Raw genomic sequence first — 13,457 nt, forward strand, 5'->3', positions numbered from 1 at the left:
CTTACTGCCTGTAAATGCCCGATTGGTGAAGGTTAATAATCAGTAGGGATGAACAAAATCCCCACTGATTAAAGTTTTACTTTATAGAGTAATTGGAACTTCGGATACATTTTTTTCTACGAGACGGGCTCCTTTTTTTCGGGTATTTTCATCAATTGATGAAAATACAGATGACGCAAGAATGGTATCCATTACTTGATTTACGACTTGTGCATCGACGGGTGTGATGGGCTTATCGATAGAAAAAACAACTGTTTTTCCATCTTCTTTCGTGAAAATCAATTCGAGTACTTGCATGCTTTATTCCCTCCTTATTATTTATACGTTAGCAAGATCTGAAGTACTTACAAGTTGTACAGCGTGAAGTGATGATTCTTGTAAGGAAGCAAGGGCACGGGCTACGTTGTGTACTTGCTCTAAGTTTGCATTTGTTTTAACGCGTTTAAATTGTTTGTTCTTCAAAGTTGTTTTTCCATTCTTATCTAATCCATCGTTTAATACAAGACGTAGAGTTAAATCCATTACGATTGTTTCAACTGCCATGTTTATCACCCCCTTTCACTTTATAAATAGGAGGCAAATGTCATGTTTTGGCGTGAAATTTTTTCTTTTTTTTGGTACTCTTAAAAGACTAAGAGAGGGGTTTCGGAAGAATGAATCGTAAATGGTTATTTTGGATTCCTGTATTACTATGGATGGGGATTATCTTCTATTCCTCAGCACAACCATATAAAAAACAGGATATGCGCTCGGATATTGAACAATATGTAAATGTTGAGTTTGTGAAAGAGCATTTTTCGTGGGTATCTATCGATTATGGCGGAGGTACACCTGTTAGTATTGCAAATAAAGGTGTGGGCGGATTTATTGAATTTTTCCTTCGTAAAGGTGCTCATTTTATGGTGTTCTTCATGCTCGGTTCTTTGACGTATTACGCTTTTCATCGATCGGGTTGTTCGAGAAAAAGATGTTTTATATATGCCCTTCTTTTCGTTGCAGGGTATGCAACATTGGATGAAATCCATCAATGGTTTACGGGAGACCGTACACCGATGTGGCAAGATACATTGCTTGATACGTGCGGCGGATTGACAGGAATTATAATAAGTAATTGGTTTTGGAATAGAAAAAGGAGCTAATCTCATTTCGAGATTTGCTCCTTTTGTTTATACACCAAGTAATTCTTTTAATTCGTCTGTTGATAGTTCAGTCATCCAACTATCACTTGTAATGACCGCATTGTTTAGAGATTGTTTTCTTTCTAACATTTCATCAATTTTTTCTTCTAATGTTCCTGTAGTAATGAGTTTGTGAACATGAACGAATCGTTTTTGACCAATACGATATGCGCGGTCTGTTGCTTGATTTTCTACAGCTGGATTCCACCAACGATCGTAGTGAATGACATGGTTGGCAGCGGTTAAGTTTAATCCTGTTCCGCCAGCTTTTAAGGATAAGATGAAAATGTCATACGTTCCGTTTTGGAACTGTTCGATCATCTTATCACGCTCTTTCTTCGGTACACTGCCGTTTAAGAAGAGGACGCGCTGACCAAATGTTTCTTCTAATATGCTCTTTAGCATGTTTCCCATGCTGATGTATTGGGTAAAGATTAAACAGCTCTCATTCTGATCTTTAATATTTTCGATTAGTTCCATTACCGTTTTTGTTTTCATAGAACGTTCAACGATATCTTTCGGCTCTGTTTCTTTTAAATAAAGAGCAGGGTGATTGCAAATTTGTTTTAGTTTATTCAACATTAGTAATATGAACCCGCGACGTTCAATACCGCTTAGCCCTTCAACATTTTGTAATGTATCTTGAACAAGTTGCTCGTATAAGGAAGCCTGTTCACCAGTTAGTGGACAGTAAGCTTTCTGTTCCTGTTTATCTGGTAAGTTTAATGCGACTGTTTGATCTTTCTTCGTTCGACGCAGTAAAAATGGTGAGATAAAGCGTTGGACTTGTTGGATTTTTCTTTCATCACGGTCTTTTTCAATCGGTGTGACGAAGCGGCGCTGGAATTGTCCTAAACTGCCAAGATATCCATGATTAATAAAGTCGAAAATGGACCAAAGCTCGGCAAGTCGGTTTTCCATCGGTGTACCAGTTAAAGCAATTTTATGATTTGCCTGCAAGTTGCGTACTGCTTTCGACTGTTTCGTATGTGGGTTCTTAATATTTTGTGCTTCATCCAAAATAACAGCGTCCCAGCATAACGAAGTAAGTTCTTCCTCGTCAAGTTGAGCTAACGCATAAGACGTTAATACAACATCTGCTGATTGAAGAAAATCTTTAAATGAATCTCCCTTATCGCGGTTACTTCCATAATGTAATTGAACGCGTAAATTTGGTGCGAAACGCTCAAATTCTTTTTGCCAATTTCCAAGGACGGATGTCGGCGCCACGATTAATGCAGGACCTGTTTTGAGCTTGTTTTCTTTTACATATAGTAAGTAAGAGATGGTTTGAATACTTTTCCCAAGTCCCATATCGTCCGCTAATAATGCCCCAAATCCAAGTTTTCGTAAATATAATAACCATTCAATGCCGTGTTGCTGATACGGACGAAGTGTTGCGTTTAGTGAAGTAGGGACATCTACTTTTGGAATATCTCCAATATGGAGCAGCTTTTGGAATAGCTCTTCATAATATCCGTCTAGTTCGATTTCAATATCAGTAAACGGACTATCTTCTTCTACAATTTCTGTTTCAGCAGTGTTTGATAAATGTTGCTGGAGGACATCTTTCATTTCTAGTCCGTATTTATCGGCACGGTTCATTAGTTTTCTTACTTCTTCAATAAAGGCTGGATCCAGTCGCATCCATTGACCATTTATATTGAATAATCGTTTGTTTTGTTCAATGAGTTCAAAAAATTCGCTTTCCGATAAATCAATTCCGTTCGTTGAAATGCGCCAATCAAAATTAACGAGCGTATTCATGCCGAAGAAAGATTGTGTTTGTGCTGTGCTTTGCTTCAGCTGTACACGCAGCTTCGGTTTTGCTGCTTTTAAATTTTGCCACCATGATGGTAATAAAATTGTAATACCAGCTGCAAGTAACTCGTCACTTGCTTCTGTTAAGAAATTCCAAGCTTCCGTTTCAAACAGTTCTTTTCTGAACGTATCCTCTTCTTTTAGCCACGGTACGAGCTTACTAAAGCCTTCTTGCGTTTCCGTAATACGCTCTTCGTAATCGTGCCATCTTTTCGGTAAGGAATCGATGTTTTCATATACATATATGCGATGTGCCCCGCGCTTTGGTGTCACAATCGTTTCAAGCTTCCACATTTCAAATTCCTCTTGTGGTTCTTGCAGTCTTAGTCCAATTGTAAAGGGAAGGTCATCTTCAATGTAACCGATTTTTCGAAGCCAATCTTCTTCATGTAGCGCTGTTTCCAGCTGTCTTTTCGTAAAGTCGTAATGTTCGTATAGTCTCTTTGCATCTTCCCATCCGTCATTTGATCGGTTATCTTGCAATATACTTTCATTTACCGAGGTTGAGAAAAGCGTTGCTAATGTGTCATCTTCGATTGGTGTATTTTGAACTTTCCAAGATGGTTGTTTGGGCCAACGTTCCATATCGGGTACGAAGCTACCGCTTAGGAAGGCATCCCATAATTCATTTGCATCTTTCGTAAGTGCTGTAATAGGATCATTCATTTGAATATGTGCAAAGGAGTTCATCGGTTTGTTTGCGATGTATTCAAATGCTTGTGCGTTTGTTAGCATAACACCTTGTTTCCCTTCAAAGGTTGCTTCTTTTAGAAACGTGCCATAGAAGGAAGTGGCGTGCCATGTAAATGCATTTCGTTTCCAACTTGTTACGGATAATGGAGTACCGCTGTCATCTTCACCCCAAAGGAACCAACCTTGACTAACATGCTGGAGCCTAATTGTTACTTCAGTTTGATTGATCATCGATTAATTTTCCTTTCCGTAATTCCTCTTGTAGTGCACGAAGGCGTGAATGTAGATTGGCGATATGAATAATGAAAGCATCCCATTCATCGGTGCGTTTTAAACGTTTATATAATGTACGTAATTTCTTTAAGTAGCGAACTGCACGTCTATATGATTTACGGTTTCGTTCTTCAATGGCTTCTACAGCAGCAAGATGATAAAGAGGAAGTGCCGCTTCTGGCGCTTCTTTTTCAATATCTTTCAATGGCTCTTTCAATAGTTCAATTGCTTCAAATCCATATAAGAGATGAAGTTCGGACCATGTACGATACTGCTTCTTCGCGAGTACGTATTGTTCGTAGTTTGTGAAACTATACGGTAATAGTTCTTGTAAAATCATTTCGAATCCAGCTTGTTCATTTGTATGCGTTGCATATGTTTCGTACATGATTACAAATAACCGAACGATATCTTTTATGAAGATTGTATCCTCGTGCTCATGTATGGTTTTCTTTACTTGTTTATACGTAAACGAAAGCCAGTTTTTTCCGCGATCCCACTGCATGGCGCTTAATAGCTCTTCTAACCAATAGAAATAAAGACTTACAACAGAAGCAGGCTGTTTTTTTAGTAAGTCCATTGCTAGTAGGTCTTCGTCATTTAAAAAGAATAGATGAGAAGATGCTAATGCTTTGGAAAGTGGATTTATTTTCGTGTCAATTCGTTTTTCTTCTTCTTGCAGTTGATCTTTATTATTTAACAGTTCACTCCATATGTGACGATAAATAAAAAATCTCTCCTGTGTATAGGCATCAGTGGAGAAGAATACTTCGTGAACGAGACGAGCAGTTTCTTGCAAAATGATTTCAGACTCTGAAGGAATCGCTTCTGATTGTAAGTCCCGAACGATGGATTCCACTTTATCTACAAATAGGCGAACGACGTTAACAGGTTGGTGATAAGAATACGTTTTATTTACTTCGAATGCCTGAATTTCTTCTAATAATTTTTGAAAGCAATAAAGTGCCGCGTGTAGTCTGAACAATTCATGTATTGCAATGATACGCGGAGCTTTCCGCTCGAGTTTTGTATAGAAGTCTGTAAAAATACTCATAAGAAAATACATTTGTTTATAAGTAAGCCGAGCTTGTTCTTTTTTAAATGATTCATATTCGTTGTCAAAATATGATTGCCAACTTTTATAATCCGTTTCTTCAAAAGCTGATGATTGCAATACTTGTCTTGCAGTTCGAATAGGAGGAAGAGAAGGTTTCGTATTATTTTTAAATAAAGTTAATACATCTCCTACTTGCCCGAAACTAGACGCTGCAGATAGTAACACAGCGAGCATATGCTCACATTGCGTTGGTGCGAAGCAATCGCAATAGCTTTCAGCGACGTTACGAATCGGGATATGAACGCTATATACGCTGCCTTCAGCATCTACAGTTCCTGATAGCGTGTAACCATCAAAGTCAACGTTGTAGACAACACCACTACGATATAGGTGCCGAGCTGTAGCGACATGTTCCTGATCAGCTGTTTGCTGTGGATCTAGTCCTTGAACGAACTCATTCGCAATCATCATAATTTCATCTTTCGTAATTGAGTGTTGCAGCATAATATTCCTCCGTACACATATTTCTTTCCTTTACCATTATAAACAAAAAATGCTCAAAACAGAAAAAATGAAATTTAGATTATCATATCGTAACTGTGAATGGGAAGATGCTGTATCATTCTCTTGGTACAAAGAATACGTTGAAACCAGGGGAAGTATCTGGTCCGACTCGTTAACGTAAGAAAGACTATCTCTTGTAATTGAGATAGTCTTTTTACGGTCAAAAGCGTGTCTGCTTTAATGTCGCTTGTACATACGGATCATTTACTATTTGTTCGACTAGCGGTAGCATTGCTTGTTCGAATGGAATATCGATAGGAAATGGCTTTTGTGAGCCTGGTTTTATCCCGTATTGTACAATTTTGTAATGTATATTTCCTTCATGGCCGAGCACAATTAATTTATAGCGATTGTCATCGCCGGCGAGTGAAAAATCAATGGATGTAGCATCATATGTTACTTCGTCTTTATATATATAAGGTTTTGGTGTACCAATCCAGTCTACTTTTGCTTGTACATTCATGATAATAGCCTCCTCATAGCTATTATAAATAAATAAAAGCCAGCTCTCAACAAAGAGAACCGGCTGTAATTTAGCAGTCATTGGTTATTTTAAAATTTTCACTTTAACAGTTTTGCGTCCCCATTTTTGGGCAGCGCTATCTGATCCAAGTAGAATGTCGATACGGTTACCTTTAATTGCACCGCCAGTATCTCCAGCGATAGCTTCTCCATAACCTTCAACCCATACTTTAGATCCTAATGGGATTACTTTCGGGTCAACAGCGATCATTTTCATGTTTGGATTCGCAGTTAAATCATGACCCATTGCAGTTAATACACGACCGCCATATGTGCCACCGTTTTCGCTCGGGTGAGCTGTATATGCTGTAGCTACAACTGTTAACTCACGACCACCAGAAGGTTCGCTAGTTTCAGCAGCTTTCACAGCAGGCTTAGCAGCTGGTTTTGCTTGTGCTACAGGTGCTTGAGCTTTAGCTGGTGCTGCAGCTTTAGCAGGAGCTGGTGTTTCTTGTTTCTCAATAACAGGTGCTGTACCTGTTAAGAAAGGAACATGAACATAAGCTGTTTTCCCGTTATATTCAAATTGTAACCACTCATTTTGTACTTGGTTCGTTGTTTCGATCATATCGTCCTTCTTCAATGTTCCAAGAATTTCTGAGTTTGTGTTCGCTTCAGCACGTACGTTTAATACGTTAGCTGTTACGTAGTAGATGCTTTTTGTGAACTCTGCACTTACGAATGCGTCTTTACCATCTAAAGTGATTTTTGACCATCCGTTCTCTGTATTTAGAACATCTATTTTATTACCGTTTAGTAATTTACCGACAACTTTTGATTCAGTAGTAGGGTTTTCGCGTACGTTTAGTACGTCTGTTGTTACAACAGTTTCTGCATTGGCAGATGATGTGAAAATCCCAAGACCAAAAACTGCTGCTGTTGCTATACCAATTAATTTTTTCATGATAGCCTCCATTGCGTTTGTTTTCGTGTCCTCATTATAGCAACAGATTTTTTCGGATTTGGGGAAAACACACAATTACAAACCATTCGTAATCAGTCGTTAACATCCTGTAATATAACAAAAAATATAGGAAAGCGTTTTTCATTCTATATGATTAGTAGGTTTCTAGTTATATTCAAAATATTTAATACAACATATTTTTTTCGGCGTAAATAAAAGTGTTACAATAATATTACAAAACGTTTACTATACAGTTACATTCCTTGAGTATTTTACCGTTTTATGGGTAATATAGTTATATAAACATAAACATTTCGTTTGTGAAGCTATAAACATGTGCTATATACTAGTAAAAAAACCGCATAATTGTTACAAGAAGAAAAGGTTGCAAGGAAGGAATTTGCCCTTTTTTACATATGTAACACATCCTTTTTTGGGAAAATACATTCCCACCCGCATTTTTCTCGCACAATTTGGCAGCAGTATTTCTACCTTGTAGCTCTTGCAGAGTGAAAAGGTTATACGGAAGGTAAGGCTGTCTATAAGAATTCTAATTGGTGAAGGTGAAAGTAAGAGATTTGAAAGAAAATCACCGCAAAAATTATAGTTTTCTATCCGATTTAACATATCGGAATTTATGTTTTTTACAAAAGTGAAACCTACGAAGGGGGATTTGATGAGGAAACTGACAAAAACATTCATCGTTTCATTAACATTATGTATTGCATTTACAATTTGGGGGATTATTCCCGAATCTATTATTGGACAAGGTAGCCTAGGAAATGTAACAACTGCAATTCAAACTGCACTAGTTAGTAAGTTTGGATGGTTTTATATTATTTCTGTTTCTATCGTTTTAGGTGTGTCCATCTTTTTAATTGTCTCGAAATACGGTTCTATTCGTTTAGGTAAAGATGATGACGAACCTGATTATAGTTATATGACATGGTTTGCTATGTTATTTAGTGCTGGTATGGGTATCGGTTTAGTTTTCTGGGGTGTTGCGGAACCATTAAACCATTTATACGCACCTCCGTTTGGAGATAGTGCAACTGAGGAAAGTGCGCGTCTTGCACTGCGTTTTTCATTTTTCCATTGGGGATTACATCCTTGGGGACTATATGCGTTTGTAGCGTTATGTATTGCGTACTTCACTTTTAGAAAAGGAAAAGCAAGTACAATTAGTGCGACAGTAGGTCCGTTATTTAAGGGCGGGGAACATGGGCGTATTGCTCATTCATTTGATGTGTTAGCTGTGTTCGCGACTGTGTTTGGTGTTGCGACATCATTAGGTCTTGGGGCAAAACAAATTGCAGGTGGTGTTAGCTATTTAACATCTATTCCTAATTCATTAACAACACAGTTAGTTATTATCGCAATCGTAACAGTTCTTTTCATGTTATCTGCGCAAACCGGTCTTGATAAAGGAATTAAATATTTAAGTAATACGAACATTATTTTGGCATTTGCACTTATGATAATTGTATTATTTGCAGGTCCAACAAACTTTATTATGAATTACTTCACTTCAACGATTGGGTCTTACATTCAGGAATTGCCAGGCATGAGTTTCCGTTTAAGTCCATTGGATGAAGGCGGAAATCAATGGATCCAGTCTTGGACAATTTTCTATTGGGCATGGTGGATTGCATGGTCACCATTCGTAGGTACATTTATTGCTCGTGTGTCACGAGGGCGTACAATTCGTGAGTTTGTTATTGGTGTGTTACTTGTTCCGACCGTAATTGGTGCACTTTGGTTCTCTGTTTTCGGCGGGACGGGTATTCATATGGAGCTGTTTGGTGATGCGCATATCTTCGACAAAGTGAAAGAGATGGGAACAGAAGTAGGATTATTCGCTATGTTCGATCAGATGGGTAGCTTTGGATCAGCTTTATCAGTTTTAGGTATTCTACTTATTGCAACATTCTTTATTACATCAGCAGATTCTGCGACGTTTGTTTTAGGAATGTTAACGACGCATGGTAGTTTAAATCCACCGAACCGCATTAAAATGGTTTGGGGTATCGTTCTAGCTGCGATAGCTTCTACCTTATTATATGTCGGCGGATTAGAAGCATTGCAAACGGCAGCTATTATTGCGGCATTCCCATTCGTCTTTGTTATTTTCTTTATGATGGCAGCATTATTTAAAGAATTGCAAAAAGAAGGACGTATGAAGCAACATAAATAATAGAAGGAAAAGGGCTGATTCCATATCAGCCCTTTTTTATCCCTCTATTTGTGGGCAGTAAGACACCCACCTCAAAATTCAGCAAAAGCAAAGAAGTTAAGTGGGGGATGAACAAAGCCCCACTGATTAAAGTTTCATTTTATATAGAAGAGATTTTAAATACAAATCAGGGAAATAAAATACTGTACTATATAAGTAGTATGCCTTTTATACGAAGAAAAAACGATAACTTTCGACAACATTCAATTTTTTATGAATTCTATTCATATTTTTGTCAAAAATATGTCGGAAATGTGTTGTCACTTTTATGTATATGTGCTATATTATTTCCTGTAAGCGATTTCAAATAGTTTTAAAGCGCATTCAAGGGGGACATCTAGAATAATGAAACGTTACGAAAGAAAGTGGAAGCATATTTGTTTGAAACGTGTGGCACATCGAAATGTGCAAGAAAGCACGGAACCTAAGACTGAAACGCGCAAAGATCAGCAAGAGAAGCAATTGGTTCTACAAAAATAGCAATCACTTTTTCGTATATAAATGAAGGTCGATCGTTCGTTGGGGGATGGACGTGAAATTACTTTCAGCTAAGGGGTATTGTCTGATATATAATTTATACGGCAATAAATAAGCACAGAGCATACGGCGCTCTGTGCTTATTTTTATTATTTATCTTTTTTGAATCGAACGGTTTTATCCCAGCCGATGACTTGTTTCTTGCTCTTTGCACGTAAGTATAAGATTAGACTGCGAATAAATAAATACGTGAAGAGCTGTGCGTACGTAAAGTACATGATGACGCTAATAAAAATATTCGTCGGTGTAAAGGTTCGTTCGACGCTCTGGGCACTAAATAATTGCGAAACATATGTAATATATGCAACATACCACATAAATAGTAACGGAATACTATATTGAATCTGGAATATCCCGAGTAGTCCAATGACAAACCAAACGTTTGAAATGATTAAAAATAGCCAAAATACGACATACACTAAAACTTGCTGCAAGGAATGGACAAGAAGTTTCCCTTTAAAGAAACTTAACGAAGAAAACATCTTTTCTAAAATATAAAGGTTTCCTTGGAGCCAACGTGTACGTTGTTTAATAAGAATTTTTAAATGCTCAGGTTCTTGTTCCCATGTAATCGATTCTGGAACGATTGGTAAGAGATAGCCTTTTTGTGTAATTCGTAATGTTAATTCAGCGTCTTCTGCAATTGCATAAGGATCATAGCCACCAAGCTCTTCTAAGGCAGAGCGACGAAGAAGCATGTTCGTTCCTGTTAGTGAACCTGTTTGGAATAGTAACCAGCGTCCAGATTGCATAAGGAGCTGGAAGATTTGAAACTCTAGTGAAATCATTCGTGTCAGCCAGTTTCTATTTTCATTGACTGTACGAACGTGTCCAACAGCCCCAACAGCATCTTTGGTTGTTTCAGCATGTTCGACAAGCATTCGCAGAGCATGTGGTTCAGGTTGATTGTCTGCATCGTAAACGCAGAAATATTCACCATCCGAAATACTAAGTCCATAGTTTAATACACGTGATTTTCCTTTTGGTTCACCAGGAGGGACACGAATGTGACGGATATGAGCATAAGCTTTGTCAAAATCATCACCAATTTCAGGTGTTTCATCCTGAGAATTATCGTTTAATAAATAAACAGTTAGTTTGCCTGGATATTCAATCTTTGCCATCGCCTCTAATGTATCTTTAATAACGACCCCTTCATTATGGGCGGGTATTAAAATATCAACGCTCGGATAATGTTCTAGCGTACGATCTTTTCGTTTACTATTTCGGTGAATTAAGCCTGCGAGTGTTAAGAAAGAATAATAAACGAGTAAGCCAGAGAATAGAAAGGCTGTAAAAATAAGTACGTATTTAATTGAAAATGCGATGCTGATCCAAAAAACGAGTACACAGAATAAAAGAAATAAAAGGAGTATAACAAGCGTCATCATAATAATGTCGGTCCTTTACTTCCAATTTGCTCTCGCGAAATTTTTATATCTTGAATTGCTTCAGCAGCAAGCCATTGCCCCATTTTTGGCTGTAGGCGGTTCATTACAATGTTAGCACCGGCTTCATTTGTGTTTTGTAGTAAAATAACCAGTGTATTGCTATCGTATTCAGCAGCAAGGTCAAAGTCATTTCTTACCGTTTCAACTAATAATGAAGCTACACGGTCCATGACGCTTTCTTTCGTGTATTTACTAAAGGAAGCGAAATCGAAGTATATGATAATACCTGATTCATTGCGACGATTCATTGCAGTTATTAATAATGCTTGTCTTCTTTCGAATTCTTGTCTCGTTAATAATTTTGATTCTCCAATGTATTGTTCTAGCGTTCTCACACGCTCAGTTAATTCTTTATTCTCATGAATAACTTTCTTTAATAGATGTGTTGAGATATAAACAATGAAGAAGTTTGCTACCATCAGGAAGTGAGTAATAATGTACTCCCATTGATCTGATGTACTCCATAAGTAAAGCCACGCTTGATAGAATAAATAGAATACCGAAATAATGGTTCCCAATATGAAGAAAACAAATGCGGTTTTATCAGGCAAAAATAGAAATAGTACATTAACGATTACATATATAATTGTAAAAATGAGAGCATGCTCATAATGCGTCACATGTACAGTTGTAAAATAAAATAAAATTTGTAAAATCCACATAGAGAAGACTTTATAGAAATTATTTTTCACAAAACTTTCCTCCTTAAAGGTAATTCAGGCAAGGATACTTGTAGTATGCGCAATTAATAAGAATTAGACCATGTAACTGCAATTCTTTTTTAATAGAACAAAATGAAGTAGTATCTCCCTTGCGCAAGAAAAAATAAACAGACTTACTAATTATTGTATCATAATGTTTTCATATTTAAGCATAAAGTATTTCGTATATATAAAAAATACATTTATACATACAAAAAACCCTCCTCTATGGAAAGAGGAGGGTTGATATAAATTTATAGGAACATCATACCTGCAACTGCTGCGTTTAAGAAGTTCGCTAGTGTACCAGCGATAACTGCTTTAATCCCTAATTGTGCAATTTGTTTACGGCGAGTAGGAGCTAACGTTCCAGTTACACCTAATTGAATTGCAATAGAAGAGAAGTTTGCGAATCCACAGATTGCGAATGTTAAAATCAGATTTGTTTTTGCAGAGAAATCTGCCATATGTGGTCCTAAGTTTGCATATGCAACGAATTCGTTGATTGCAAGTTTTTGACCGATAAAGCTTGCTGCTTGTATAGCTTCACCTGGAGAAACCCCAATTAAGATTGCAAATGGTGATAATAAGTAACCGAAGATTAAATCTAGGCTAAGTTTAATATCGAACCAAGAACCAACCCATCCTAATAATCCATTTAATAAAGCGATTAATGCGATGAAAGCCATTAACATTGCTGCTACGTTAATAACAAGTTGCATACCTTCAGATGCACCACGTGCAGCTGCATCAATAACGTTTGCGTCTTCACGTTCTGTAGAAAGCTCAACGTTATTATCTACTTCTTCTGTTTCTGGCATAATTAGTTTTGCAATTAATAAACTTGATGGAGCTGCCATAATTGCTGCTGCTAATAAGTGTTCTAACGGAATTCCCATCGCTGCATAGCCGACAAGAACTGACCCGGCAACAGCCGTCATACCACTTACCATAATAGTGAAGAACTCACTATTTGTTAAGCGTGCTAAGTAAGGTTTGATTAAGATTGGTGCCTCAGTTTGTCCTAAAAATACAGTTGTTACTGAGTTTAAACTTTCTGCTTTAGAAGTTCCAAGAAGTTTACTTAATGCACCACCAACGACACTAACAAATTTCTGCATAATACCGAAATGATATAAGATTGCTACTAATGAACTAATAAATACAATTGGAAGTAGTGCTTGAATAAAGAAGACAAATCCCCAAGGGCCTTTTGCGTTGACTAAATCCCCAGCAACGAACCTAATTCCCTCGTAAGAAAAATTAATTAATCCTTGAACACCATCAGCAGCGTGTTTTAAACCTGCTTTACCAGCATCCCAGCGTAATACGATAAATGAAAATGACATTTGTAATGCTAGCGCGATTAAAATTGTGCGCCAATTAATAGCTTTGCGGTTGGAAGATAGTAAAAAAGCAATTGCTAATACTCCAATCACGCCGCCAATTCCCCATAAAAGATTCATGCAGTGTATGCTCCTTCCTCATAGTAAAAAAGTGTATAAACCAGTTGTCTATACTTT

12 protein-coding genes are annotated in these 13,457 nt (G+C 37.3%); 3 read left to right on the forward strand and 9 right to left on the reverse strand.

The window, feature by feature from the left end; genetic code table 11:
* Positions 1 to 81: 81 nt before the first annotated feature.
* Together JDS95_RS18130 and JDS95_RS18135 are read right to left on the reverse strand one after the other, a co-directional pair.
* Positions 82 to 297 carry a DUF2922 domain-containing protein gene (locus JDS95_RS18130; RefSeq protein WP_001197607.1) on the reverse strand — a complete coding sequence of 72 codons (216 nt, stop codon included), beginning with the start codon at positions 295 to 297 and terminating at the stop codon, positions 82 to 84.
* 21 nt (positions 298 to 318) lie between these two features.
* Positions 319 to 543 (reverse strand): DUF1659 domain-containing protein, encoded by a 225-nt coding sequence (locus tag JDS95_RS18135; RefSeq protein ID WP_000257692.1) that lies wholly within the window; start codon positions 541 to 543, stop codon positions 319 to 321.
* A gap of 110 nt (positions 544 to 653) precedes the next feature.
* On the opposite strand from JDS95_RS18135, the gene JDS95_RS18140 reads away from it, so the two are divergent.
* Positions 654 to 1,139, forward strand: coding sequence for a VanZ family protein (locus JDS95_RS18140; RefSeq protein WP_001080697.1), 486 nt, complete (start codon positions 654 to 656; stop codon positions 1,137 to 1,139).
* 27 nt (positions 1,140 to 1,166) lie between these two features.
* Here JDS95_RS18140 and JDS95_RS18145 read toward each other — a convergent pair whose 3' ends face one another.
* The 4 genes from JDS95_RS18145 to JDS95_RS18160 all read right to left on the reverse strand — a co-directional run bounded on the left by JDS95_RS18145 (position 1,167) and on the right by JDS95_RS18160 (position 7,012).
* Positions 1,167 to 3,923 carry a DEAD/DEAH box helicase gene (locus JDS95_RS18145; protein WP_199690706.1) on the reverse strand — a complete coding sequence of 919 codons (2,757 nt, stop codon included), beginning with the start codon at positions 3,921 to 3,923 and terminating at the stop codon, positions 1,167 to 1,169.
* Positions 3,907 to 5,526: an SWIM zinc finger family protein gene (locus JDS95_RS18150; RefSeq protein ID WP_144467253.1), complete on the reverse strand. Its 1,620-nt coding sequence runs from the start codon at positions 5,524 to 5,526 to the stop codon at positions 3,907 to 3,909. The genes JDS95_RS18145 and JDS95_RS18150 overlap by 17 nt, the downstream gene beginning before the upstream one ends.
* Positions 5,527 to 5,746: 220 nt before the next feature.
* Positions 5,747 to 6,049: a DUF3910 family protein gene (locus JDS95_RS18155; RefSeq protein WP_001102519.1), complete on the reverse strand. Its 303-nt coding sequence runs from the start codon at positions 6,047 to 6,049 to the stop codon at positions 5,747 to 5,749.
* A gap of 84 nt (positions 6,050 to 6,133) precedes the next feature.
* A complete protein-coding gene (locus tag JDS95_RS18160) occupies positions 6,134 to 7,012 on the reverse strand; it encodes a cell wall-binding protein EntA (RefSeq protein ID WP_000733305.1) in 879 nt (292 codons plus the stop codon).
* Between the two features lie 676 nt (positions 7,013 to 7,688).
* Here JDS95_RS18160 and opuD point away from each other — a divergent pair.
* Together opuD and JDS95_RS31555 are read left to right on the forward strand one after the other, a co-directional pair.
* On the forward strand, positions 7,689 to 9,206 hold the full coding sequence (gene opuD / locus JDS95_RS18165) for a glycine betaine transporter OpuD (RefSeq protein ID WP_087970385.1): 1,518 nt from the start codon (positions 7,689 to 7,691) through the stop codon (positions 9,204 to 9,206).
* Between the two features lie 384 nt (positions 9,207 to 9,590).
* Positions 9,591 to 9,725 carry a hypothetical protein gene (locus tag JDS95_RS31555; RefSeq protein ID WP_000833064.1) on the forward strand — a complete coding sequence of 45 codons (135 nt, stop codon included), beginning with the start codon at positions 9,591 to 9,593 and terminating at the stop codon, positions 9,723 to 9,725.
* 146 nt (positions 9,726 to 9,871) lie between these two features.
* Here JDS95_RS31555 and JDS95_RS18170 read toward each other — a convergent pair whose 3' ends face one another.
* The 3 genes from JDS95_RS18170 to JDS95_RS18180 form a co-directional block, all read right to left on the reverse strand.
* Entirely contained in the window at positions 9,872 to 11,173 is a 1,302-nt protein-coding gene (locus JDS95_RS18170; RefSeq protein ID WP_000988737.1) for a glycosyltransferase family 2 protein, read from the reverse strand.
* Positions 11,170 to 11,925: a diguanylate cyclase domain-containing protein gene (locus JDS95_RS18175; protein ID WP_000794326.1), complete on the reverse strand. Its 756-nt coding sequence runs from the start codon at positions 11,923 to 11,925 to the stop codon at positions 11,170 to 11,172. The genes JDS95_RS18170 and JDS95_RS18175 overlap by 4 nt, the downstream gene beginning before the upstream one ends.
* 263 nt (positions 11,926 to 12,188) lie before the next feature.
* The gene (locus tag JDS95_RS18180; protein WP_001051031.1) at positions 12,189 to 13,400 is read right to left on the reverse strand and encodes a NupC/NupG family nucleoside CNT transporter; all 1,212 of its coding nucleotides are present in this window, start codon (positions 13,398 to 13,400) and stop codon (positions 12,189 to 12,191) included.
* Between the last annotated feature and the right edge of the window lie 57 nt (positions 13,401 to 13,457).

Origin of the sequence: Bacillus cereus group sp. N24 (assembly GCF_016483345.1) — a bacterium.
GTDB lineage: Bacteria > Bacillota > Bacilli > Bacillales > Bacillaceae_G > Bacillus_A > Bacillus_A toyonensis.

Coding starts and splice junctions, on each gene's coding strand:
- JDS95_RS18135 (WP_000257692.1), bottom strand. CDS start 543: ATGGCAGTTGAAACAATCGTAATGGATTTAACTCTACGTCTTGTATTA.
- JDS95_RS18150 (WP_144467253.1), bottom strand. CDS start 5,526: ATGCTGCAACACTCAATTACGAAAGATGAAATTATGATGATTGCGAAT.
- JDS95_RS18145 (WP_199690706.1), bottom strand. CDS start 3,923: ATGATCAATCAAACTGAAGTAACAATTAGGCTCCAGCATGTTAGTCAA.
- opuD (WP_087970385.1), top strand. CDS start 7,689: ATGAGGAAACTGACAAAAACATTCATCGTTTCATTAACATTATGTATT.
- JDS95_RS18160 (WP_000733305.1), bottom strand. CDS start 7,012: ATGAAAAAATTAATTGGTATAGCAACAGCAGCAGTTTTTGGTCTTGGG.
- JDS95_RS18180 (WP_001051031.1), bottom strand. CDS start 13,400: ATGAATCTTTTATGGGGAATTGGCGGCGTGATTGGAGTATTAGCAATT.
- JDS95_RS18170 (WP_000988737.1), bottom strand. CDS start 11,173: ATGATGACGCTTGTTATACTCCTTTTATTTCTTTTATTCTGTGTACTC.
- JDS95_RS18155 (WP_001102519.1), bottom strand. CDS start 6,049: ATGAATGTACAAGCAAAAGTAGACTGGATTGGTACACCAAAACCTTAT.
- JDS95_RS18140 (WP_001080697.1), top strand. CDS start 654: ATGAATCGTAAATGGTTATTTTGGATTCCTGTATTACTATGGATGGGG.
- JDS95_RS31555 (WP_000833064.1), top strand. CDS start 9,591: ATGAAACGTTACGAAAGAAAGTGGAAGCATATTTGTTTGAAACGTGTG.
- JDS95_RS18130 (WP_001197607.1), bottom strand. CDS start 297: ATGCAAGTACTCGAATTGATTTTCACGAAAGAAGATGGAAAAACAGTT.